Below are 20,993 nucleotides of genomic sequence, written 5' to 3' on the forward strand. Positions count from 1 at the left end.
AACCTTCGTTGCCGTCTGCTCGTTGCGTCGGATAGGATGGTCAGCAGAGGGTGTAGACCGATGCGCGACACCGACAACTCGATGGACGATTTCCTGCAGGACGAGGACGATTACGTCACGCCGACTGGAAACCATGTGAGCGGCGCCTGGCCCGCGCTCGCAATCGGCGCGGTGGCGCTGGGGATGGCCGCGATCATGGCAGCGTGGAGTTATCTGTAGAGGAGGACGGGAGCGGACGCGGACCGGCGCGTCACACGCGCTCGTCGTTCGTCGCCATCGCGGCCTGCCTCCGGCGCTGATCGCCGTAATCGCGCGCCGTCCGCGCATCGCAGCCGGCCTGCATCTGCTGGCCGTGGCTGGAGGGATGACGAAGGTCGTCGTCGCCGGCCTGAAGCGGAGACCGATCCTCACGCCGGTTGGCGTCGGCAAGAGCCTTGATCGGCAGCGGAGGGAGAGACAATACGCGCGCGGGGATCATCGGGCGAAACCTTTCCGCCGCGATAACGCCGGTGCGAGGAGGGCGTTCCAACCGCCGCGGATCACGCTATCGTGCGCAGCCTTTCCCGCCAGAGCCGGATTTCCGCGTGCGCCTTCACATCGTCAATCCCAACACTACCCGCTCGATGACCGACAAGGTTGCGGCAGCCGCGCGCGCGGTCGCCCGGCCCGATACCACGATCATCGCCGCCACCTCGCAGATGGGTCCGGCATCGATCGAGGGTTATTACGACGGTGCTCTCGCCCTGCCCGGCCTGCTCGCGGCCATCGCGTCTGCCGAAGCGGAAGGCGCCGACGCCCATGTCATCGCCTGCTTCGACGATACCGGTCTCGAGGCCGCCCGAAGTCTTGCAAGGGCGCCGGTAATCGGGATCGGCGAGGCCGGTTTTCATCTCGCCAGCCTGATCGCGCACCGTTTCTCGGTAGTGACGACGCTGGCGCGTTCGATCCCGGTGATCGAGACCAATCTCGCGAACTACGGCCTCGACCGGCGCTGCGCCAGCGTCAGGGCCTCGGATGTGGCGGTGCTGGAGCTCGAGGAGCCGGGCTCGAACGCGCGCGAGCGCATTTCCGCGGAGATCGGCCGGGCCATTGCCGAGGACAGGGCCGAAGCGATCGTGCTGGGCTGCGCGGGCATGGCCGATCTGGCGAGGAGCCTTTCGCTGGAGCACGGCGTGCCGGTCGTCGACGGTGTCGCCAGCGCCGTCGCGCTCTGCGAGGGGTTGACCGGCATCGGCCTGCGGACCGCCAAGCGCGGTGCCTATGCCTCCCCGGGCAGCAAGGCCTATGTCGGCAGGCTGGCCGACTTCGCACCTGATTCCATAGTTAACTCACCAGATTGATCGTTTTATCGCGGCTGCATGACCGGGGGCGGTTCGATGTCGTTTGAGAAGGACGCGGGCAGCGGCGTGCCGCAGGCGCCCGGCCAATCGCATTATGTGCTTGATGATCAAATCGGATTTCTGCTGCGGGTGGCGACCCAGCGGCATGCGGCGATCTTCGCCGCGCGCATGGTCGAGGGGCTGACGGCGCCCCAGTTCGCCGCGCTCGCCAAGCTGCGGGAGGTGGGTCCGTGCTCGCAGAACCGGCTCGGCCGGCTGGTCCATCTGGACGCAGCAACCATAAAGGGCGTCGTAGACCGCCTCGCCGCCCGCGGATTCGTCGTGGCGGCGGATGATCCGGCCGATCGGCGGCGGCGCGCGGTGGCGCTTACGGCGCGGGGCGGGGCGGTGGCGACGGTGGCGGTGGGTGTCGCGGCCGAAATCACCGAGGCGACGCTGGCGCCGCTGCTCGCCCAGGATCGCCGCGAGGTGTTGCGGCTGCTCCGCCTGCTCGGATGAGCCCGCCCCGGGCCGTACGACGGCGCGCCGGCCATTGCGGAGCCGCCCGATAAGCCGCAATCTCGCCATGATTCGCCCGCTTGCGCCGCCCCCCGGTCCCGAGGCGCGCCCGTCCCAGGAGGCATACCCATGGCCATGTCGCTCGACGCCGCCGCCGAGGTCTTCCGCGAAGCGATGCGGGAGGCGGTGAAGCGGCATTCGATCTGGTACCTGATCCAGGGCGTGCTGCTGATGCTGGCCGGGCTCGCCGCCATCATCTTCCCGCTGATCTCCTCGCTGACGGTGATCCTGACGCTGGGCTGGCTGCTGATCCTCAGCGGCGTCGTGCAGGGGTTCAGCCTGATCGGCGCGCGGCACGTGCCGCATTTCTGGCTTCAGCTGATCTCGGTGATCCTCGCCATCCTCGTCGGCGTGCTGTTCCTGCGCGATCCCGGGCAGGCGTTGCTGACCACGACGCTGCTGCTGATCGTGTTCTTCATGATCGAGGGCATCTCGAAGGTGGTGTTCTCGCTGACCATCCGCCCCTTCCCCAACTGGGGCTGGGTGTGCGCCAGCGGCCTCGTCGGCATCGTGCTGTCGCTGGTGCTGTGGGCGAGCCTGCCGGTGACGGCGGTGTGGCTGATCGGGGTGATGCTCGGCATCCAGCTGATCAGCGTCGGCGCGGCGGTGTTCTATCTCGCCTGGCAGGTGCGCCAGAACGGCTGAGAGCCTGTCTGGGCACTCCTGCTTCCCGGACAAGCTGCACGCGGTGCAGCGCCGATCCGGGACCCAGGGGAGAAGTGGCGAAGCCTCGAAATCCTTTATCGAAGCGCCTTCGGCAGTCTCTCTCCTGGGTCCCGGCGCTGCGCTCCGGCTGCGCCTCCGCTGGTCCGTGACGCGGCGGTCGCGCCGCCGGCCCCGTCTGGCCGGCCTACTCGCCGAAGAGCTTGTCGGTGGCGGTGATGAGGCCGATGGTGGGGTTGGCGGCGCAGTATTCGCCCAGCTTCTGGGCGTTGGCGACCAGCTTGTCGGTGTCGATCACCGGCGGGGCGTCCTCGTCCTTGTAATAGGCATCGAGCCAGGCGAGGGTCAGCATGATCTCGGTCTTGTCGCTCGACTGGAACTGCTGGCAGGTGCTGGTCGACAGATCGATCTGGGTCGCGGCGGCGGGCAGCGGCGCGAGCAGCGCAGCGGCCAGGAACAGAAGGCGTTTCATGCAAGCCTCTCCTCGGTGATTGGCCGATCGCGGCGATAGAGGTGCGCCGCGTCGGCGGCGCGAAATTACCATGCCGCGCGCGCCCCCGCCACGCACCGCGCAGCCCCCCGGGATGACGTTCGGGCAGGCTCGGCACCGGTCAATTTATTCGAATTCCGGGGTAATTTAGTCCCAACAAGTCAAATTGCCGACGCCCCCCCATGCTAGCTTCCGGCACCCTTGGAGGGGGAAGCGATGCTCGACTTTCTGACGAAACCAACGAACGAACGGACATGGCGGGGCCTGTCGCTGGCCATGGTGCTGGGCGCCGGCCTTGCCGCGGGCGCCGCGCCCGTACAGGCCGCGCCGGCCCTAACGCCGGATGAAGCCCGCGATATCGGCGTGCAGGCCTATACCTATCTCTACTCGCTGGTCACCATGGACCTGACGCGGCAGCAGCTGACCCATCTGCCGCCCAGCTCGGGCCTCGGCGGGCCGATGAACAGCTTCGTCAATGTGCGGGCGTTCCCGAGCGCCGACATGCGCAGCGTGGTGCGGCCCAATTTCGACACGCTCTATTCCAGCGCCTGGCTCGACCTGACCAAGGAGCCGGTGGTGGTGAGCGTGCCCGACACCGGCGGGCGCTACTACCTGCTGCCGATGCTCGACATGTGGACCGACGTCTTCGCCTCGCCCGGCTGGCGGACCACCGGCACCGGCGCGGGCCAGTTCCTCATCACCCCGCCCGGCTGGCGTCCGGACCTGAAGGACCGCTTCGTGGAGGAGTTCAAGCTCCCGGCCTCGACGCAGCGCATCGAGGCGCCGACCCCCTATGTGTGGGTCATCGGCCGCACCCAGACCAACGGTCCCTCGGACTACGCCGCCGTCAACAAGATCCAGGACGGCTTCACCGTCACCCCGCTCTCGAAGTGGGGCCAGGCCTATACCGCGCCGCCGACCCCGGCCGACCCCTCGGTCGACGTCAAGACGCCGCCCAAGGAGGCGGTGGACAAGATGCCGGCGGACAAGTTCTTCGCCTATGGCGCGGAGCTTCTGAAGCTGCATCCCCCGCACATCACCGACCAGCCGATCGTCGCGCTGATGAAGAAGATCGGCCTCGAGGTCGGCAAGAGCTTCGACATGAGCAAGCTCGACCCGGCGATCGCCGCGGCGCTGAAGGACGTGCCCGGCCACGCCCAGCAGCTGATGAAGTGGAAGGTCGCCTCGCTCGCCCGCGTCGCCAATGGCTGGTCGATGAACACCGACACGATGGGCGTCTACGGCAATTTCTACCTGAAGCGGGCGATCGTCACCCAGCTCGGCCTCGGCGCCAACCTGGTCGAGGACGCGATCTACCCGATGAACCTGTTCGACCGCAGCGGCAAGCCGCTCGACGGCTCCTCGGGCTACACGATCCATTTCGACAAGGCCAACCTGCCGCCGGTCGACGCCTTCTGGTCGGTCACGCTCTACGATTCGCAGGGCTTCCAGGTGGCGAACCCGCTCAACCGCTTCGCGGTCTCGAGCTGGATGCCGTTCGTCTACAACGCCGACGGCTCGCTGGACCTCTACTTCCAGAACGAATCGCCCGGCGCGGACAAGGAGGCCAACTGGCTTCCCGCGCCGAAGGGAGCGTTCAACCTGACGATGCGACTCTACGCGCCCCGCTCGCCCGCGCTGACGGGCAAGTGGAACCCGCCCTCGGTGATCCGCGACGTCGGCGTGCCGAGCCTCGTCGCGCAGTGACGCGCCCCCCGCAGGATGCTCCGCCGGGCTCGCACCGGACGGAACATCCTGAGCGCCGGACCGCCGGGGGTTTAAGCAACCCCCGGCGTGCTTCCGATCAGGCCGCCGCCTCGACCGCCCGCTCGGCGCCCGAAGGCTCCAGCGCTGCGGCGATGGCCTCGTCGACCTTCTCCAGCCAGACGAATTCCAGCCGGTCGCGGACATCCTGCGGGATGTCCTCATAGTCGCGCCGGTTGCGCGCGGGCAGCATGACCCGCGTCAGCCCGGCGCGGGCCGCGGCGACCACCTTTTCCTTGATGCCACCGACCGGCAGCACCAGACCGCGCAGCGAGATCTCGCCGGTCATCGCCGTGTCCTTGCGCACCGTGCGACCGGTGAGCAGCGAAACCAGCGCCGTGAACATGGCGACGCCGGCGCTCGGGCCGTCCTTCGGCGTGGCGCCGGCCGGCACGTGGACGTGCACGTCGAGCTTGCCGAACAGCTCGGGATCGATGCCGAGCTCGCTGGCGCGGCTCTTGACGAGACTCCAGGCCGCCTGCGCGCTCTCCTTCATCACGTCGCCGAGCTGGCCGGTGAGGATCAGCCCGCCGCGGCCCGGGATGCGGGTCGCCTCGATGAACAGGATGTCACCGCCGACCGGGGTCCAGGCGAGGCCGGTGGCCACGCCGGGCACCGAGACGCGCAGGGCGACCTCGTCCTCGAAGATCGGCGGCCCCAGCAGCTCGGGCAGGTCCGTCACGCCGATGCGGGCATGGGCGACGCTGCCCTCGGCGATGCCGACCGCGACATGGCGCACGGCGCGGCCGACCTCGCGCTCGAGATTGCGCACGCCGGCTTCCCGCGTATAGGCGCGGATCATGCCCTTGAGCGCCTCGTCGTCGAACTCGACCTGCTCCGGGTTCACCCCGTTCGCCTCGAGCTGGCGGCGCACGAGATAGCGGCGGGCGATCTGCAGCTTCTCCTGGTCGGTGTAGCCCGACAGGGTGATGATCTCCATGCGGTCGCGCAACGGGCCGGGGATGGTGTCGAGCATGTTGGCGGTGGCGATGAAGACGACGCGCGAGAGGTCGAACGGCAGGCCGAGGTAATTGTCCCGGAACGTGCCGTTCTGCTCGGGGTCGAGCACCTCCAGCATGGCGGCCGAGGGGTCGCCCTGGATGCCCGAGCCCATCTTGTCGATCTCGTCGAGCATCATCACGCAGTCGCGCGATCCGGCCTTGCGCAGGCCCTGGATGATGTTGCCGGGCAGCGCGCCGACATAGGTGCGCCGGTGGCCGCGGATCTCTGCCTCGTCATGGACGCCGCCGAGCGAGACGCGCACGAACTTGCGGCCCATGGCGCGGGCGATCGATTGGCCGAGCGAGGTCTTGCCGACGCCGGGAGGGCCGGCGAAGCACAGGATCGGCGCTTTCCCGTTGGGTGCCAGCTTGCGCACGGCGAGATATTCGACGATGCGGCGCTTGATCTTGTCGAGGCCGAAATGGTCCTCGTCGAGGATCCTGCGCGCCTCGGCGATGTCGATCGGCGCGGTGTCGGGCAGCTTCCAGGGCAGCGCGATCAGCCAGTCGAGATAGGTGCGGACCATGCCGTATTCGGTGCTGGCGTCCTGCATGCGGCGCAGCCGGCCGAGCTCCTTGCGGGCCATCTGCTCGACGTCCTGGGGCATGCCGGCCTCGGCGATGGCCTTGTCGAGCTCGGCGATCTCCTCGGAATTGCCGCCGTCCTCGCCGAGCTGCTTCTGGATCGCCGCCATCTGCTCGCGCAGCAGCACCTCGCGCTGGCGCTCGTCCAGCGAGGCCTTGGTCTGGCGGCCGATCTCCTGCGACAGGCGCAGCACCTCGATGCGCTGGGCGAGCAGGCGCGCAACCTTGTTCACCCGGGCGGGGACGTCGATGGTCTCCAGCAGCTCCTGCTTCTCATCGGTGCCGACGTCGATGTAGGCGCCGACGAGGTCCGCGAGCGCGCCCGGCGCCGTGGTGCCGCGCACCGCGCCGACCAGCTCGGGCGGGGTCTGCGGCAACAGCTCCAGCGCCTCCAGGGCGAGGCCCTGCAGGTTGACGAAGCGCGCCTCCATGTCCGGCGTGCGCGGCGCCTCGTCCTCGATGCGGCGCACCTGCGCGGTGATGAACGGCTTCTCCCGCGCGAAGGTCTCGACGTGGAAGCGCTGCTCGCCCTGCACGACGATGTGGTGCGAGCCGTCCGGCGCGGTGACGAAGCGCAAAATATTGGCGACGACGCCCATGCGGTGCAGGTCGGTGGCGGCGGGCTCGTCCTGCGCGGGATCGCGCTGGCCGAGTATGCCGATCGGCCGACCCTCGCGGATCGCCTGCTGGGCGGCGGCGACCGAGCCCGGGCGCGAGACCGCGAGCGGCATGACGACGCCGGGGAACAGCACCAGCCCGCGCACCGGCAGGATGATCAGCTGGTCGGCCGGCACGGTGGTGCCGTTGGCGCCGTTCGCCCCGGCGGGCGCCATGGAAAGGCCGCCGTCATCGGCGGCATGGGCGGGTATGGACCGTGTGAAGACGGGGTAATGCATCAAATCCCCCTCAAACCTTGCGCAGAACGATGGCGAGGCACCCGTTGACCACGCTCGGGCGGTTGACCTCATAGCGGCCGGGCGGCAGCGGCACCTGCCGCTCGAACCGACCCTGCGGCAGCTCCATCCGGTGAATGGAGGCGGTGCGCAGCTGCGGCGGCAGCACGCGCTCGCCGGAAATCGACAAAGTGCCGTTGTTGATGGCGACCTGCATGCGCTCGGGATCCACCCCCGGCAGCGCGGCGAGCACCAGCACCTCGCGCTCGGTCTCCAATACGTCGACCGGCGGCTCCCAGCAGGGCGCCCGCGTTCGCGAGGCCGCCGGGCGGAACATCTGCCCGTGCAGGCGCTCGGCGCGTGCCGCCAGCGCTAGCGCTTCCGACCACATCCACAATCTGGGATCCGAACCCGACATGTTGTTCTCCCCGGCGTGCCCCGACGCCTTGATGATGCCGCATATGGGGGGTCGCCGCCGCTTTGCCAGCCGGCCACCGGGCGGATCCGCAAGGGCGCCATGATCGGGATCAAGGACGCGGCGCGCGCGATCGGCTCCAAGACGGCCGGGGCATGATCCTCACACGGGCGGCGGGCGGCATCGCCCGCTTTGCCGGAGCCGCGCGGCGTGGAACTATCCCCGGAGCGCCGCGCCGGCGGCGCGGCTGCCCTGCGCGTTCCGCCTGACTTCGCCCTTCCCCCCGGCCCCTGCGCCTCAACCGGAGACCGGCACGATGACCGATGCCATCCTCGTCGTGAACGCCGGCTCGTCCAGCATCAAGTTCAAGCTCTACCGGATCGAGGGCGCGGGGCTCGGCCTCGAGCTCGGCGGCGCGCTCGACGGCATCGGCAGCCGGCCGTGCCTCAAGGTCAGCGGCGGCGACGGCGCCGTGCTGATCGAGCGCCGCTTCACGCAGGCCGAGATCCCCAACGCCACCGCCGCGCAGAAGGCGATCGGCGACTGGCTGCTCGCCCATATGCGGGTCGCCATCGTCGCGGTCGGCCACCGTGTGGTGCATGGCGGCATGACCTTCGCCGAGCCCGTGCGGATCGACGACGCGGTGATGGCCGAGCTGACCAGCTTCATCCCGCTGGCGCCGCTGCACCAGCTCAGCAATCTGGAGCCGATCCGCGTGCTGCGCGAGCGCCGGCCGGACCTGCCGCAGGTCGCCTGCTTCGACACCGCCTTCCACCGCGGCCACCCCGAACTCTCCGACCGCTTCGCGCTGCCGCGCGTGCTCTATGACGAGGGGGTGCGGCGCTACGGCTTCCACGGGCTGTCCTACGAATATGTCGCCGGGGCGCTTCGGACGATCGCCCCCGAGATCGCCAATGGCCGGGTGATCATCGCCCATCTCGGCTCGGGCGCCTCAGTCTGTGCGATCCGCGCGGGCAAGAGCATCGAATCGACGCTCGGCTTCACCGCGCTCGACGGGCTGCCGATGGGCACGCGTTCGGGCTCGCTCGATCCGGGCGTGGTGCTGCACCTGATCGAGCAGAAGGGCATGAGCGCGCATCAGGTCGGCGAGATGCTCTATCGCGAAAGCGGGCTGCTCGGCCTCTCCGGCATCAGCAACGACGTGCGCGAACTCGAGGCGAGCGGCGATCCGCGCGCGCGCATGGCGCTCGATTTCTTCGGCCAGCGCGTGGCGCAGGCGGTCGCCAGCCTCGCGGTGACGCTGGGCGGGATCGACGCGCTGGTGTTCACAGCCGGAATCGGCGAACATTCGGCCTCGGTGCGGGCCGATGTCGTCGCCCGGCTCGGCTGGTGCGGCCTCGCCCTCGACGAAGAGGCCAATGCCCGGCATGCCGGGAACGTCGGAGCCGCGGCGAGCCGTGCCGCCATCCTCGTCGTGCCGACCGACGAGGAACTCATGATCGCCCGGCACACGCTGCGCCTGCTCGGGCGCGTGCCCGCCACATCCTGACGGAGACCCGCCGCACGATGCGCTCTTCGCTCGCCCTGCCGACGCTGATCCTCGCCACCCTCGCCGGCGCCGCCGCCCCGGTGCGCGCGCAGGCCCCGGCCGCCGCGCCCCCGGCGCAGGCGCAGATGCAGATGCCGGCCCTGGTGCAGTCGCTGCTCGACCGGCTGCGCGGGCGCACCCTGCCGGACGGAATCGTCTCGTCCAACGGGCGCATCGAGGCGACGCAGGTCGACATCGCCGCCAAATATGCCGGCCGGCTGGAGATCGTCACCGTGAAGGAAGGCGACGAGGTGACCGCCGGGCAGGTGCTCGCCCGCATCACCTCGCCGGAATACGAGGCGCAGCTGCGCGGGGCGCAGGCGCAGGTGCTCAAGGCCAAGCAGGCGCTCGCCGAGGCGGAGGCGCTGATCGCCCAGCGCGCCAGCGACCTCGCCTATGCCAAGGCCGATCTCGATCGCGGCCAGGAGCTGGTCGACAAGGGCTATCTGTCGAAGCAGGTGTTCGACCAGCGCCGCAACAAGCTGGATTCGGCCGAAGCCGCGAGCCGGGCGGCGCAGGCCCAGCGCGACCAGGCCGAATTCGCCATCCGCGCCTCCGAGGCCGATGTCGAGCAGGTCGAGGCGATCCTGGTCGACCTGACGCTGGTCGCCCCGCGCTCGGGGCGGGTGCAGTACAAGCTGGCCGAGGCCGGCGAGGTGGTCGGGGCGGGCACCCGCATCCTCACCCTGCTCGACCTCAACGACGTCTACATGACCCTCTACCTGCCCGCCGCTCAGGCCGGCAAGCTGGTGCTGGGCGACGAGGCGCGCATCATCCTCGATCCGGTGCCGCAATATGTGGTGCCGGCGACGATCAGCTTCGTGGCGGCCGACGCCCAGTTCACGCCGAAGAGCGTCGAGACCCGCGAGGAGCGCGAGAAGCTGATGTTCCGCGTGAAGCTGCAGGTCGACCCCAAGGTGCTCGCCACCTATCACCGGCAGGTCAAGACCGGCGTGCGCGGCATGGGCTTCGTGCGCACGCGGGCCGACGCCGACTGGCCGGCGGACCTCGCGGTGAAGCTGCCCTGATGGGCGGGGCGCCGGTCGCCCGGCTGAGGGACCTCACCCATCATTACGGCGCGCGGGCGGCGCTCGAGGGCGTCAGCCTCGACATACCCGCGGGCGGCATGGCCGGGGTGATCGGGCCGGACGGGGTCGGCAAGTCGACGCTGCTGGCCATCATCGCCGGGGTGCGGAAGATCCAGGCCGGCAGCGCCGAGGTGCTGGGCGGGCCGATGACCAGCCACGCCCACCGCGAGGCCCAGCGCGCGCACATCGCCTACATGCCGCAGGGGCTGGGGCGCAACCTCTACCCGACGCTCAGCGTGTTCGAGAATCTCGACTTCTTCGGCCGGCTGTTCGGGCAGGGCGCGGGGGAGCGGGCGCGGCGGATCCAGGAGCTCGTCACCGCGACCGGGCTCGACCCGTTCCTCGCCCGGCCGGCGGGCAAGCTCTCGGGCGGCATGAAGCAGAAGCTCGGCCTGTGCTGCGCGCTGATCCACGATCCCGATCTCCTGATCCTCGACGAGCCGACAACGGGCGTCGATCCGCTCTCGCGCGGGCAGTTCTGGGAGTTGATCGACACCATCCGCCTGCGCCGGCCGCAGATGAGCGTGATCGTCGCCACCGCCTATATGGACGAGGCGGCGCGGTTCGACTGGCTCGCGGCGATGGATGACGGCCGGGTGATCGCGCACGGCGCACCGGCCGACATCCTCGCCACGGCGGGCGAGCCGACGCTGGAAGCCGCCTTCATCGCACTGCTGCCGCCTTTGAAGCGGGCGCTGCACCAGCCGGTGATCGTGCGCCCGCGCGCGGCGGACGGTGACGAGCCGCCGGCGATCGAGGCGGTGGGGCTGACGCGGCGCTTCGGCGATTTCGTCGCGGTGGACCATGTCAGCTTCCGCATCGCGCGCGGCGAGATCTTCGGCTTCCTCGGCTCGAACGGCTGCGGCAAGTCGACCACGATGAAGATGCTCACCGGCCTTCTGCCGGCGAGCGAGGGCACCGCCACGCTGTTCGGCAAGCCGATGGGTGCCGACGACATGGCGATGCGCGCCCAGGTCGGCTACATGAGCCAGGCCTTCTCGCTCTATGGCGAGCTCACCGTCCGGCAGAATCTCGACCTGCACGCCCATCTCTACCACCTGCCCGCCGATGAGCGCGGGCCGCGCGTGGCGGAGATGCTGGCGCGGTTCGACCTCGCCGAGGTCGCCGATGCGCGGCCCGAGAGCCTGCCGCTCGGCCAGCGCCAGCGCCTCCAGCTCGCGGTGGCGGTGCTGCACCGCCCCCGCATGCTGATCCTCGACGAGCCGACCTCCGGCGTCGACCCGATCGCCCGCGACGCCTTCTGGCGCACGCTGATCGACCTGTCGCGCGACGACGGCGTCACCATCTTCCTCTCCACCCATTTCATGAACGAGGCGGAGCGCTGCGACCGCATCTCGCTGATGCATGCGGGCCGGGTGCTGGCGGTGGGGGCGCCGGACGAGCTCGTGCGCGAGCGCGGCAGCGCCAACCTCGAAGACGCCTTCATCGGCTATCTGGCGGATGCCGCCGGCATCGTCTGGCCGCCGCCCAAGGCCGAGGCGGCCGAAGCCGCCGCCCTCGCGGCGGAAGCGCCGCCCCCGCACCGCGCCTTCGATCAGCGCCGGCTCTGGGCCTATGCAAGGCGCGAGGCGATGGAGCTGCTGCGCGACCCGATCCGCCTCACCTTCGCGCTGCTGGGGCCGATGATCCTGATGATCGCCTTCGGCTTCGGCATCTCCTTCGACGTCGAGAACCTGAAATACGCCGCCTTCGACCAGGACGACACGCCGCAGAGCCGGGCGCTGCTCGACCAGTTCGCCGGCTCGCGCTACTTCGCCGAGCAACCGCCCATCCGCACCAGCGCCGAGATGGACGCGCGGCTGCGCAGCGGCGAGCTGCAGCTCGCCATCGAGATCCCGCCGAGCTTCGGGCGCGACCTGATGGCGAACCGCACGCCGGAGGTGGCGGTGTGGATCGACGGCGCCATGCCGTTCCGCGGCGAGACCGCCAAGAGCTACGTGACCGGCCTCGCGGCGCAATACGCGCGCGAGCTGGCCCTCCAAAGCCGGGGCCGCAACGCGGCGGTGAGCGCGATCAGCATCGAGACGCGCTTCCGCTACAATCAGGCGTTCAAGAGCGTGAACGCCATGGTGCCCAGCGTCGTCATGCTGATGCTGGTGCTGATCCCGGCGGTGATGTCGGCGGTGGCGGTGGTGCGCGAGAAGGAAACCGGCTCCATCGCCAATTTCCGCTCGACCCCGATCAGCAAGTTCGAATTCCTGGTCGGCAAGCAGCTGCCCTATGTCGCCGTCGCCATGGCCAGCTTCGCGATGCTGGTGCTGCTGGCGACCACGCTCTTCGCCGTGCCGGTGAAGGGCTCGCTCGGCACGCTGGCGCTCGGCACGCTCGCCTATGTCTGCGCCACCACCGGCTTCGGCCAGCTGGTCTCCGCCTTCACCCGCACGCAGGTGGCGGCGGTGTTCGCCACCTCGATCCTCTCCATCGTGCCGGCGGTGAACTTCTCCGGCCTGCTGGTGCCGGTCTCCTCGCTCTCGGGCGGGGCGCGCATCCTCGGCCTCGGCTTTCCGCCGGCCTGGTACCAGCCGGTCAGCGTCGGCACCTTCACCAAGTCGCTCGGCCTCGACGAGCTCTGGCCGAACATCCTCGTCCTCGCCGGCTTCGCCCTGCTGTTCCTCGTCGTGGCGCAGCTTCTGCTGCGCAAGCAGGAGGCGTGAGCGATGGAGACCGTAACGCGATCCCGCCGCACCCGCCTCGCCGAGCATCTCGCCACGCTGTGGCAGCTGATGGTGAAGGAGTTGCGCTCCTTCCGCGCCGATCCGGTGATGATGGTGCTGGTGGTCTACACCTTCAGCGTCGCCGTGGTGACGGTGGCCAGCGGCGCCTCGACGGAGGCGACCAACCTCGCGGTCGGCGTCGTCGACGAGGACCAGTCGGTGCTCTCCCGCCGCATCCGCGACGCCATGGGCCCGCCGCTGTTCCGCGAGACCCGGGCGATCGAGGCGACGGCGATCGACGCCGAGATGGACAAGGGCGGCCTCGTCTTCGTGGTCGAGATCCCGCCGAAATTCGAGGCGGACCTGCTCGCCGGCCGCACCCCCTCGGTGCAGGTGAATGTCGACGCCACCGCCATGACCCAGGCCGGCAACGGCGCGGTCTATATCCAGAGCATCATCACCAGCGAGGTGAACGCCTTCCTGGCCGGACGCGAGGGGCTCGCCAGCCCGCCGATCAATGTCGTGGTGCGGGTGAAGTTCAACCCGAACCTGCTGTCGAGCTGGTTCACCTCGGTGATGCAGGTGATCAACTCCATCACCATACTCGGGCTCATCCTCACCGGCGCCGCGCTGATCCGCGAGCGCGAGCAGGGCACGGTCGAGCATCTCCTCGTCATGCCGGTGGTGCCGGCCGAGATCATGCTGGCGAAGATCGCCGCCAACGGCCTCGTGGTGCTGGGGGCCTCGGCGCTGTCGCTGACCTTCGTGGTGGGCTGGTGGCTCGGCGTGCCGACCGGAGGGCCCCGCGCCATCGCGCTGTTCCTCGCCGGCGCGGCGCTCTATTCGCTCGCGATCGGGGCGCTCGGCATCCTGCTCGGCACCATCGCCCAGTCGATGGGCCAGTTCGGCCTGCTGGCGATCCCGGTGATGGTGGTGCTGCAGCTGCTGTCGGGCAGCACCACGCCGATGGAAAGCATGCCCGCCTGGCTGCGCTACACCATGCTGGCGGGCACGCCGACGCCGCACTTCGTCGCCTTCGCGCAGGGCGTGCTCTACCGCGGCGCCGGGCTCGACGTGGTGTGGCGGGACGTGGCGGCGCTCAGCGCGATCGGCGCGGTCTATTTCGCGCTCGCGCTGCGCCGCTTCCGGCGGGTCATCTTCGGGAGCTGAGGGGGGCTCAGCTGGACGGGGTGATCACCGTCAGCAGCGCCTTGGCCACCTCGCGCGTCACCCGACGGCGGTACTTGCGGTGGACCAGCTGGCCATTGTGGTAGATGTCGTGCTCGACATAGAGCATCGTCCCGTCCCAGCGCAGGACATTGTCGGTCTCGGTGGTCTCGATCACGCCCAGGCCACGAATCAGCTGGCCTTCCGCGGGTTCCTTCAGCATTCGCAAAACTCCTCCACGCATGACCGCCTTCATCCGGACGGCTGGCGGGCAGTGTAGAATCGTTTGCGCCGGCGCGAAATCACCAACACGCGGACGCCGGCGCGGGCGATGGCGTCACGCCGGAGCGAAGGTCCCGTCGGATTTGAGCCGCTCCAGCAGGCCGGTGGCCACGGCGAAATAGGCGCCGTGCAAGGTCAGGTGGCCGCCCTCGAGCCGCTCGCGGATCCACGGGAAGGTCTCGAGGTTGCGCAGCGAGAGCTTGACGCAGGCATATTCGGCGATGCGGCGGCGTTCCTCGGGGTCGGTGCTCAGGTTCAGCGCGACGGTGACAGCCGGCTCGGCGATGCGGATCCAGTCCGGCAGAAAGTCCTGCGCCTCCGGCGGGGCGCCCTCCAGCGCCGCGCGGGCGCCGCCGCACAGCGCGTGGCCGAGCACGACGATGTGGCGGACGGCGAGGACCCGCACGGCGAATTCGAGCGCGGCGCTGGTGCCGTGATGGCCGTGGTCGGGCGTGCCGTAGGCCGGCACGAGATTGGCGACGTTGCGCACCACGAAGAGCTCGCCCGGGCCGGCATCGAAGATCATGGAGGGGTCGACGCGGCTGTCCGAACAGGCGATGACCATGGTCTGCGGGCTCTGGCCGCGGGAGGCGAGCTTTTCGAACAGTGCCCGGCGTTCGGGCCAGGAAGCCTCGCGGAAGCGCTTGTAGCCGTCGACCAGTTCGTCCATGCGTCCCTCATCCCTCTGCGGCGCCCCGGTCCGCCGCGTGCCGTGTTCACAACGGCGCACCATCCTTCGCGGATCACTCCGCGGCAAGCCCCCGCGCCCCTCGTCCGGCCGGCCGGGGCGCGTCGGCTGGCCGCAGGCGGGAGCGGAGGCGGGTGCAACGCGGGAATCGACGCGCGCGCCGCGACCGGCTATGCCGCCGTCAGGAGCCGGGGCGGGCCGCGGCGGACGGGCAGCGCAAGCGGGTAACGATGGCCGACGACATCCCCTTCGACCGCCGCTTCGACGCGGTTCCGGGCGTTGCCGAGGTGGTCACGCCGGGCGTGCGCCGGGTGCTGGCGCCCAATCCGGGGCCGTTCACCTTCACCGGCACCTGCAGCTACATCGTCGGCACCGGCGAGGTCGCCATCATCGATCCGGGGCCGGACGACGCCGGCCATGTCGCTGCGCTGCTGGCGGCGGTGACGGGCGAGCGGGTGAGCCATATCCTCATCACCCACACCCATCGCGACCATTCCGGCGCGCTGGCGGCGGTGCAGGCGGCGACCGGGGCGCCGAGCTATGCCGAGGGCCCGCACCGGCCGGCGCGGGCGCTGCACCTAGGCGAGGTCAATCCGCTCGACGCCGCCGCCGACACCGGCTTCCGCCCCGACGTCACGCTCGCCGACGGTGACGCCGTCACCGGCCCGGGCTGGACGCTGACGGCGGTGGCGACGCCGGGGCACACCGCAAACCACCTCGCCTTCGCCCATGCCGAAGGCGAGCTCCTGTTCGCCGGCGACCATGTGATGGCGTGGGCGACCAGCATCGTCGCCCCGCCGGACGGCGCCATGGGCGACTACATGGCCTCGCTGCGCAGGCTCGCCGCCCGACCCGAGCGGCTCTATCTGCCCGGCCATGGCGGGCCGGTGCGCGACGCGCCCGCCTTCGTGCGGCGCTACATCAACCACCGCGAGGCGCGCGAGGGCGCCATCCTGCGGGCGCTGGCGCGCGGGGCGACGACCATCCCGGAGATGGTGCGGGCAATCTATATCGGGCTCGACCCCCGGCTCGCCGGGGCGGCGGGGCTGTCGACGCTCGCCCATCTCGAGGAGCTGGTGGCGCGCGGCGCGGTGCGCGCCGACGGCCCGCCCGCCCTCGACGGGCGCTTCCGGCCGGCCTGATCAGCGCCGGCGCCGGCCGCGCTCGTCGGCGAGATCGGCCAGCAGCCCGTCGATGCGGCTGGCATTGGAGCCGAAATCGCGCGGGGCGTAGCGCGAGGTTGAGCGGATGTCGACGCGGGCGCCCTCGAGGGTCGGGCGCACGCGGATCACCACATCCTCGCGCAGGCCGAGCAGGAGGCTGCGGGCGACCGCCTCGATGCGTCCCTCGCGCAGGCCGCCGCGCGGCGGGGTGGCGTCGACCAGCTGCCATTTGCGGCGGGTGACCAGCGCCATCAGCGAGTTGTAGGCCTCGTCGGGAGTGGCGTCGAGATCGACCGGCTTCACCTGCGGATAGGCCTCGCGCTGCGCCTGCGCCGCGTCCTCGCCGGCATAGTCGAGAGGATTGGCCGCGCGCGGGCGGGCGAAGGCCAGCACATGGAAATCGGGCGGGTCGTCGGTGTCGGTGGTGATGTCGTGGATCGCCGGCAGGCGCGAGCCGTAAGCGACCACCGCCGCCGGCGGGCCGAGCAGGATGAGCGCCAGGATCCCCGCCCCGGCGACCCGGCCGAGACCCTTCAACCCCTCGCTCCAGATCACCGCGAAGGCGGCGATGGCAACGACGAGCGCCAGCGCGGCGATGCCGAACCCGGCCAGCATGGTGATGAAGCCGGAATAGATGTCGAGCGTCTCGGTCAGCTGCAGCACGATGCCGAGCAGCGTGACGGGAATCGCGAACACGGCGAGGCGCAGGCTCCAGACCGCGAGCTTCGACATGCGCTCGTCGATGTAGAGGCGGCGGCGGATCATGCCGGCACCGCCTCCCGGCCGAGCAGGCGGTCGACCAGCTCGGCGACGTCGTCGACCACGAGATCCGCCTGGTCGGCGAAGGCGTCGATACGCTCCGGGCCCGAGCGCACCAGCACGAACAGAGCGCCCGCGGCGCGCGCCGTGGCAAAGTCGTGATGGGTGTCGCCGACGAGAGCGACGGTTTCCACCGGCACGCCCGCCTGCCGCGCGAAGGCCTCGACCATGCCCGGCTGCGGCTTGGGGCCGTGGCCGGAATCATAGCCGTATATGCCGGCCATCAGCGGCAATATGCCGAGATGCTCGGCCTGGAGCCGGGCATTGGCCTCATTGTCGTTGGTGGCGATGCCGAGCGGGAAGCCGGCGCCGGCGAGGCGCGCGAGGCTCTCGCTCGGACGGCCGATGGCGGTGAGCGAGCGCAGCCCCTCCTCGCCGAAGAGGGAATCCACCTCGGCGAAGAAGTCGGGCGTCGAGGGCCGCGCCAGCACCTGCGCCCAGAGCGGGCCATATTGGGCGGAGGAGCCGGCGACGAGCGGCGAGGTGCCGCGGAAGCGATCCTCCTCCGGCACGAAATGGCTCACCTCGTGCAGCCGGGCGAGCGTGGCCGCATCGCCCGCGGCGAGCCGGCGCATCACTTCGCGGGCGGCGGGACCCCAGGTGCGGTCGAAGTCGACCAACGTACCGTCCTTGTCGAACAAAAACGCGCGAACCGCATTCACTGTGGACTGTTTCCAATCGGTATGAGAGCCGCCAAGGCGCTGATATCATAAAATTTCGACGGCTCACACCGGGCGAGGCGGGGCAATGGCGGGCGCAGCAGCGAGACACCGGACGGGCGCGGGCGGCGCGAGGCCGGGCCGGCGGGTGCGCCGGCACGGGCGGACGGTTCTCGCCGCGCTCGGCATCCCGCTGCTGCTGGCGCTCGCACCGCTTCCGGCGGCGGCGCAGTCCGACAGCGTCACCGAGAGCTTCTCGCGGGTCGGCAAGGCGCTGAACGGCGCGATCGAGCGCATCACCGGCAAGAAGCGGCAGCCCGCCGCCACGAACCCGACACCGGTGGCGGCGGCTCCCGCGCGGGTGCCGCGCCCGCTGCCGCGGCCGGCCTCGGCCCCGAAGCCGGGAGCGCCGGAAACGACGATAGCCGCCACACCGCCGGCCCTCGCCCCCCGGCCGCTGCCCCGCCCCTCTCCGGCGGCAACCGCCGCTGCGGCCCCGGCGCAGCCAACCCCGGTCCCGCCGGGCGCTCCGCCGGCGTCGGAACCCGGCCCCTTCGCGGCGGCGCCTGCCGCGCCGGCCGTGGACATGCCCTCCCCCGGCGCGGCCGCGCCAGCCCCGGCGCCGCCCGTGGCGGCGAGCCGTCAGGACAACGCGCCCGGAGCCGCGCCGCCCGCCGCCGCGGCTCCCCTACCATCGACGCCGCCGATGACGGCGACCGTGCCGGCCCCACCCGCCCCGCCGCCGGCGACTCCGGGCGAAGGGGCCGGTCGCCCGGCACCGACAACGGTGGTTACCGCGCCGGCGACCGCCCCCGATCCGTCGGTGCCCTCGCTGACCCCCTACGCCGCGCCGCCGACCTCCACCTTCGGTCCCGCCGCCACCGCGCCGGCGCGGCTCGCCGGCCGGCCGGTGCCGCTGCCCGTTCCCCGTCCCGCCCGGCCGGGCGAGCCGGCGCGCCCGACGCTCGCCGCACGGCCGCCCACCACGGCGCCGACGACTCCCGCGCCGGCAGTTCCGGCGCAGCAGGTGCTCGCGCCGAACCCGGCCGACACGCCGGAGACGCTGGCCGCCGCCTGCACCACGCTGGCGCAGGCCAATATCGCCATCGCCGCGCCGGGCGACCCAGTTACGGGCGAGAACGGCTGCGGCATCCCCCGGCCGGTGCGCCTCGCGGCGGTGCGCCTCGCCAACGGCGCGCTGGTGGCGCTGGAGCCGGTGGCGCTGCTGCGCTGCGACATGGCGCTGGCGGTGGCGCAGTGGATCCGCGAATCGGTGGCGCCGGACCTCGCGCGCACCGCCGGGACGGCGCTGGAGACGGTCAAGGTAGCCGGCTCCTACGAATGCCGCGGCCGCAACCGGCAGGAGAACGCCAAGATCAGCGAGCACGGGCGCGGCAACGCCCTCGACACCGGCGGCTATGTGCTGATCGACGGGCGCGAGCTGGACATCGGCTCGGCCGACATGCCCGCCGCCTTCCGCACCGCGCTGCGCGAGAGCGCCTGCGCCCGCTTCAAGACGGTGCTCGGCCCCGGCTCGGACGGCTTCCACGAGACCCACCTGCATGTCGACCTCGCCCCCCGCCGCAACGGCGCGGCGATCTGCGACTGGCAGACGGACCGCACCGCCGGGCCATAGGGACGGGCGGCCGGATCGGGCGGCCGGGTACGGAAAACCCCGCGCAAGTGAGACCAAGGGCCGGCTTCCGGCGCGCCGTCCGGCGCTCTACTGTGCCGCTCGACGCACCGATCACGGCCGGAGACCAACCATGCTCACCAACCTGCAGACTCGCGACGTCGAGACGCTGGTCCACCCCTACACCAACCTCGCCGCCTTCCGCGACAACGGGCCGCTGATCATCGAGCGCGGCCAGGGCGTGTGGGTGCACGATGTCGACGGTAAGGCCTATCTCGAGGGCATGGCCGGGCTGTGGTGCGCCTCGCTCGGCTATGGCAACGAGGAGCTGGTCGAGACGGCGGCGGCGCAGATGCGCAAGCTGCCCTTCACGCACCTGTTCGGCGGCAAGAGCCACGACCCCGCGATCGAGCTCGCCGACAAGCTCAAGGAGATGGCACCGGTGCCGATCTCCAAGGTGTTCTTCACCAATTCCGGCTCGGAAGCCAACGACACCCAGATGAAGCTCGTCTGGTACATGAACAACGCGCTCGGCCGGCCGAACAAGAAGAAGATCATCTCGCGCCAGCGCGCCTATCACGGCGTCACCATCGCCTCGGCCTCGCTGACCGGGCTGCCGGGCAACCACACCGATTTCGACCTGCCGATCGCCGGCGTGCGCCACACCACCTGCCCGCACCATTACCGCCTCGCCGAGCCCGGCGAGAGCGAGGAGGATTTCGCCACCCGCCTCGCCGCCGACCTGGAGGCGCTGATCCTGAAGGAGGGCCCGGAGACGGTGGCCGCCTTCATCGGCGAGCCGGTGCTCGGCGCGGGCGGGGTGATCGTGCCGCCGAAGACCTATTATCCGAAGATCGAGGCGGTGCTGAAGAAGTACGACGTGTTCTTCATCGGCGACGAGGTGATCACCGGCTTCGGCCGGCTCGGCACCGCCTTCGGCGCCACGGCCATGGACATGAAGCCGGATTCGATCTCGGTGGCGAAGGCGCTCTCCTCCGCCTACCAGCCGATCGGCGCGGTGATGATCCCCGAGAGCATGTACCAGGCCCTGCTGGAGGAGAGCCGCAAGCTCGGCTCGTTCGGCCACGGCTTCACCTATTCCGGCCATCCGGTCGCCGCCGCGGTGGCGCTGAAGACGCTGGAGATCTACGAGCGCGACAACGTGTTCGAGCGGGTGAAGGCGAAGATCCCGCATTTCGTCGCCCGCCGCGCGGCGCTGGAGGACCATCCGCTGGTGGGCGAGGCGCGCGGGGCGGGCCTCGTTGCCGGCATCGAGATCGTCGCCGACAAGCGCAGCAAGGCGCAGTTCGACCCCAAGCGCGGCGTCGCCGCCAAGGTGGTCGCCTTCGCCCAGGAGGAAGGGCTGATCGTGCGCAACGTGTTCGGCGACGCGGTGACCATCTGCCCGCCGCTGGTGATCTCGCCGGCCGAGATCGACGAGCTGTTCGATCGCCTCACGCGCGCGCTCGACCGCACGCTCGACTGGGTGACGCGCGAGAATCTCAAGGCCGCGTGATCCCGGGGCCTTGCCCCGGCCCGCGCCTTGAGAAAGTCGCAACTC

The 20,993-nt window shown here is 70.7% G+C and carries 20 protein-coding genes; 12 read left to right on the plus strand and 8 right to left on the minus strand.

The window, feature by feature from the left end:
- The first annotated feature begins 60 nt into the window (after positions 1 to 60).
- Entirely contained in the window at positions 61 to 219 is a 159-nt protein-coding gene (locus ACEUEL_RS17985) for a hypothetical protein (RefSeq protein WP_405708139.1), read from the plus strand.
- Between the two features lie 31 nt (positions 220 to 250).
- Here the strand turns inward: ACEUEL_RS17985 and ACEUEL_RS17990 are convergent, their stop codons facing one another.
- On the minus strand, positions 251 to 478 hold the full coding sequence (locus ACEUEL_RS17990) for a hypothetical protein (protein ID WP_405708141.1): 228 nt from the start codon (positions 476 to 478) through the stop codon (positions 251 to 253).
- Between the two features lie 106 nt (positions 479 to 584).
- On the opposite strand from ACEUEL_RS17990, the gene ACEUEL_RS17995 reads away from it, so the two are divergent.
- The 3 genes from ACEUEL_RS17995 to ACEUEL_RS18005 all read left to right on the plus strand — a co-directional run bounded on the left by ACEUEL_RS17995 (position 585) and on the right by ACEUEL_RS18005 (position 2,543).
- Positions 585 to 1,340, plus strand: a complete 756-nt coding sequence (locus ACEUEL_RS17995; protein ID WP_405708144.1) for an aspartate/glutamate racemase family protein — start codon at positions 585 to 587, stop codon at positions 1,338 to 1,340.
- Positions 1,341 to 1,376: 36 nt separating this feature from the next.
- Positions 1,377 to 1,838 carry a MarR family winged helix-turn-helix transcriptional regulator gene (locus ACEUEL_RS18000; RefSeq protein ID WP_405708147.1) on the plus strand — a complete coding sequence of 154 codons (462 nt, stop codon included), beginning with the start codon at positions 1,377 to 1,379 and terminating at the stop codon, positions 1,836 to 1,838.
- A gap of 129 nt (positions 1,839 to 1,967) precedes the next feature.
- Positions 1,968 to 2,543 (plus strand): HdeD family acid-resistance protein, encoded by a 576-nt coding sequence (locus ACEUEL_RS18005; protein ID WP_405708150.1) that lies wholly within the window; start codon positions 1,968 to 1,970, stop codon positions 2,541 to 2,543.
- Between the two features lie 205 nt (positions 2,544 to 2,748).
- On the opposite strand, the gene ACEUEL_RS18010 is transcribed toward ACEUEL_RS18005, so the two are convergent.
- Positions 2,749 to 3,033 carry an HdeA/HdeB family chaperone gene (locus ACEUEL_RS18010; protein WP_405708153.1) on the minus strand — a complete coding sequence of 95 codons (285 nt, stop codon included), beginning with the start codon at positions 3,031 to 3,033 and terminating at the stop codon, positions 2,749 to 2,751.
- Positions 3,034 to 3,267: 234 nt separating this feature from the next.
- Here ACEUEL_RS18010 and ACEUEL_RS18015 point away from each other — a divergent pair, with 234 nt between their 5' ends.
- Positions 3,268 to 4,758 carry a DUF1254 domain-containing protein gene (locus ACEUEL_RS18015; RefSeq protein ID WP_405708156.1) on the plus strand — a complete coding sequence of 497 codons (1,491 nt, stop codon included), beginning with the start codon at positions 3,268 to 3,270 and terminating at the stop codon, positions 4,756 to 4,758.
- A 97-nt stretch (positions 4,759 to 4,855) separates the two neighbouring features.
- Here the strand turns inward: ACEUEL_RS18015 and lon are convergent, their stop codons facing one another.
- Together lon and ACEUEL_RS18025 are read right to left on the minus strand one after the other, a co-directional pair.
- The gene (gene lon / locus ACEUEL_RS18020) at positions 4,856 to 7,297 is read right to left on the minus strand and encodes an endopeptidase La (RefSeq protein WP_405708159.1); all 2,442 of its coding nucleotides are present in this window, start codon (positions 7,295 to 7,297) and stop codon (positions 4,856 to 4,858) included.
- A 10-nt stretch (positions 7,298 to 7,307) separates the two neighbouring features.
- Positions 7,308 to 7,712 (minus strand): Hsp20/alpha crystallin family protein, encoded by a 405-nt coding sequence (locus ACEUEL_RS18025; protein ID WP_405708162.1) that lies wholly within the window; start codon positions 7,710 to 7,712, stop codon positions 7,308 to 7,310.
- 313 nt (positions 7,713 to 8,025) lie between these two features.
- Between ACEUEL_RS18025 and ACEUEL_RS18030 the strand changes: the two genes are divergently transcribed.
- From ACEUEL_RS18030 to ACEUEL_RS18045, 4 genes are read left to right on the plus strand one after another with little or no spacing between them, the layout of a single operon-like run.
- Positions 8,026 to 9,219 carry an acetate/propionate family kinase gene (locus ACEUEL_RS18030; protein WP_405708165.1) on the plus strand — a complete coding sequence of 398 codons (1,194 nt, stop codon included), beginning with the start codon at positions 8,026 to 8,028 and terminating at the stop codon, positions 9,217 to 9,219.
- Positions 9,216 to 10,286 carry an HlyD family secretion protein gene (locus ACEUEL_RS18035; RefSeq protein ID WP_405708451.1) on the plus strand — a complete coding sequence of 357 codons (1,071 nt, stop codon included), beginning with the start codon at positions 9,216 to 9,218 and terminating at the stop codon, positions 10,284 to 10,286. Before ACEUEL_RS18030 ends, ACEUEL_RS18035 begins: the two co-directional genes overlap by 4 nt.
- Positions 10,286 to 13,021 (plus strand): ribosome-associated ATPase/putative transporter RbbA, encoded by a 2,736-nt coding sequence (gene rbbA, locus ACEUEL_RS18040; RefSeq protein ID WP_405708168.1) that lies wholly within the window; start codon positions 10,286 to 10,288, stop codon positions 13,019 to 13,021. Before ACEUEL_RS18035 ends, rbbA begins: the two co-directional genes overlap by 1 nt.
- Positions 13,022 to 13,024: 3 nt before the next feature.
- Entirely contained in the window at positions 13,025 to 14,191 is a 1,167-nt protein-coding gene (locus ACEUEL_RS18045; RefSeq protein ID WP_405708171.1) for an ABC transporter permease, read from the plus strand.
- 7 nt (positions 14,192 to 14,198) lie between these two features.
- On the opposite strand, the gene ACEUEL_RS18050 is transcribed toward ACEUEL_RS18045, so the two are convergent.
- Together ACEUEL_RS18050 and ACEUEL_RS18055 are read right to left on the minus strand one after the other, a co-directional pair.
- Entirely contained in the window at positions 14,199 to 14,411 is a 213-nt protein-coding gene (locus ACEUEL_RS18050; RefSeq protein WP_405708174.1) for a hypothetical protein, read from the minus strand.
- 114 nt (positions 14,412 to 14,525) lie between these two features.
- Entirely contained in the window at positions 14,526 to 15,140 is a 615-nt protein-coding gene (locus tag ACEUEL_RS18055) for a carbonic anhydrase (protein WP_405708177.1), read from the minus strand.
- 248 nt (positions 15,141 to 15,388) lie between these two features.
- On the opposite strand from ACEUEL_RS18055, the gene ACEUEL_RS18060 reads away from it, so the two are divergent.
- On the plus strand, positions 15,389 to 16,300 hold the full coding sequence (locus ACEUEL_RS18060; protein ID WP_405708180.1) for an MBL fold metallo-hydrolase: 912 nt from the start codon (positions 15,389 to 15,391) through the stop codon (positions 16,298 to 16,300).
- Here the strand turns inward: ACEUEL_RS18060 and ACEUEL_RS18065 are convergent, their stop codons facing one another.
- Positions 16,301 to 17,086 (minus strand): DUF1499 domain-containing protein, encoded by a 786-nt coding sequence (locus ACEUEL_RS18065; protein WP_405708183.1) that lies wholly within the window; start codon positions 17,084 to 17,086, stop codon positions 16,301 to 16,303.
- Positions 17,083 to 17,802 carry an HAD family hydrolase gene (locus ACEUEL_RS18070; protein ID WP_405708186.1) on the minus strand — a complete coding sequence of 240 codons (720 nt, stop codon included), beginning with the start codon at positions 17,800 to 17,802 and terminating at the stop codon, positions 17,083 to 17,085. Before ACEUEL_RS18070 ends, ACEUEL_RS18065 begins: the two co-directional genes overlap by 4 nt.
- A gap of 145 nt (positions 17,803 to 17,947) precedes the next feature.
- Between ACEUEL_RS18070 and ACEUEL_RS18075 the strand changes: the two genes are divergently transcribed.
- Together ACEUEL_RS18075 and ACEUEL_RS18080 are read left to right on the plus strand one after the other, a co-directional pair.
- Positions 17,948 to 19,435 carry an extensin-like domain-containing protein gene (locus ACEUEL_RS18075; protein ID WP_405708189.1) on the plus strand — a complete coding sequence of 496 codons (1,488 nt, stop codon included), beginning with the start codon at positions 17,948 to 17,950 and terminating at the stop codon, positions 19,433 to 19,435.
- Between the two features lie 130 nt (positions 19,436 to 19,565).
- A complete protein-coding gene (locus ACEUEL_RS18080) occupies positions 19,566 to 20,948 on the plus strand; it encodes an aspartate aminotransferase family protein (RefSeq protein WP_405708192.1) in 1,383 nt (460 codons plus the stop codon).
- Positions 20,949 to 20,993: the final 45 nt, after the last annotated feature.

Source organism: Ancylobacter terrae (assembly GCF_045108345.1).
Lineage (GTDB): Bacteria > Pseudomonadota > Alphaproteobacteria > Rhizobiales > Xanthobacteraceae > Ancylobacter.

Excerpts from the sequence above, each read along its gene's own strand:
- ACEUEL_RS18060 (WP_405708180.1), top strand. The coding sequence starts at position 15,389 with ATGGCCGACGACATCCCCTTCGACCGCCGCTTCGACGCGGTTCCGGGC.
- ACEUEL_RS18030 (WP_405708165.1), top strand. The coding sequence starts at position 8,026 with ATGACCGATGCCATCCTCGTCGTGAACGCCGGCTCGTCCAGCATCAAG.
- ACEUEL_RS18065 (WP_405708183.1), bottom strand. The coding sequence starts at position 17,086 with ATGATCCGCCGCCGCCTCTACATCGACGAGCGCATGTCGAAGCTCGCG.
- ACEUEL_RS18010 (WP_405708153.1), bottom strand. The coding sequence starts at position 3,033 with ATGAAACGCCTTCTGTTCCTGGCCGCTGCGCTGCTCGCGCCGCTGCCC.
- ACEUEL_RS18080 (WP_405708192.1), top strand. The coding sequence starts at position 19,566 with ATGCTCACCAACCTGCAGACTCGCGACGTCGAGACGCTGGTCCACCCC.
- ACEUEL_RS18015 (WP_405708156.1), top strand. The coding sequence starts at position 3,268 with ATGCTCGACTTTCTGACGAAACCAACGAACGAACGGACATGGCGGGGC.
- lon (WP_405708159.1), bottom strand. The coding sequence starts at position 7,297 with ATGCATTACCCCGTCTTCACACGGTCCATACCCGCCCATGCCGCCGAT.
- ACEUEL_RS18045 (WP_405708171.1), top strand. The coding sequence starts at position 13,025 with ATGGAGACCGTAACGCGATCCCGCCGCACCCGCCTCGCCGAGCATCTC.
- ACEUEL_RS18005 (WP_405708150.1), top strand. The coding sequence starts at position 1,968 with ATGGCCATGTCGCTCGACGCCGCCGCCGAGGTCTTCCGCGAAGCGATG.
- rbbA (WP_405708168.1), top strand. The coding sequence starts at position 10,286 with ATGGGCGGGGCGCCGGTCGCCCGGCTGAGGGACCTCACCCATCATTAC.
- ACEUEL_RS18000 (WP_405708147.1), top strand. The coding sequence starts at position 1,377 with ATGTCGTTTGAGAAGGACGCGGGCAGCGGCGTGCCGCAGGCGCCCGGC.
- ACEUEL_RS18055 (WP_405708177.1), bottom strand. The coding sequence starts at position 15,140 with ATGGACGAACTGGTCGACGGCTACAAGCGCTTCCGCGAGGCTTCCTGG.
- ACEUEL_RS18050 (WP_405708174.1), bottom strand. The coding sequence starts at position 14,411 with ATGCTGAAGGAACCCGCGGAAGGCCAGCTGATTCGTGGCCTGGGCGTG.
- ACEUEL_RS17990 (WP_405708141.1), bottom strand. The coding sequence starts at position 478 with ATGATCCCCGCGCGCGTATTGTCTCTCCCTCCGCTGCCGATCAAGGCT.
- ACEUEL_RS18025 (WP_405708162.1), bottom strand. The coding sequence starts at position 7,712 with ATGTCGGGTTCGGATCCCAGATTGTGGATGTGGTCGGAAGCGCTAGCG.
- ACEUEL_RS17985 (WP_405708139.1), top strand. The coding sequence starts at position 61 with ATGCGCGACACCGACAACTCGATGGACGATTTCCTGCAGGACGAGGAC.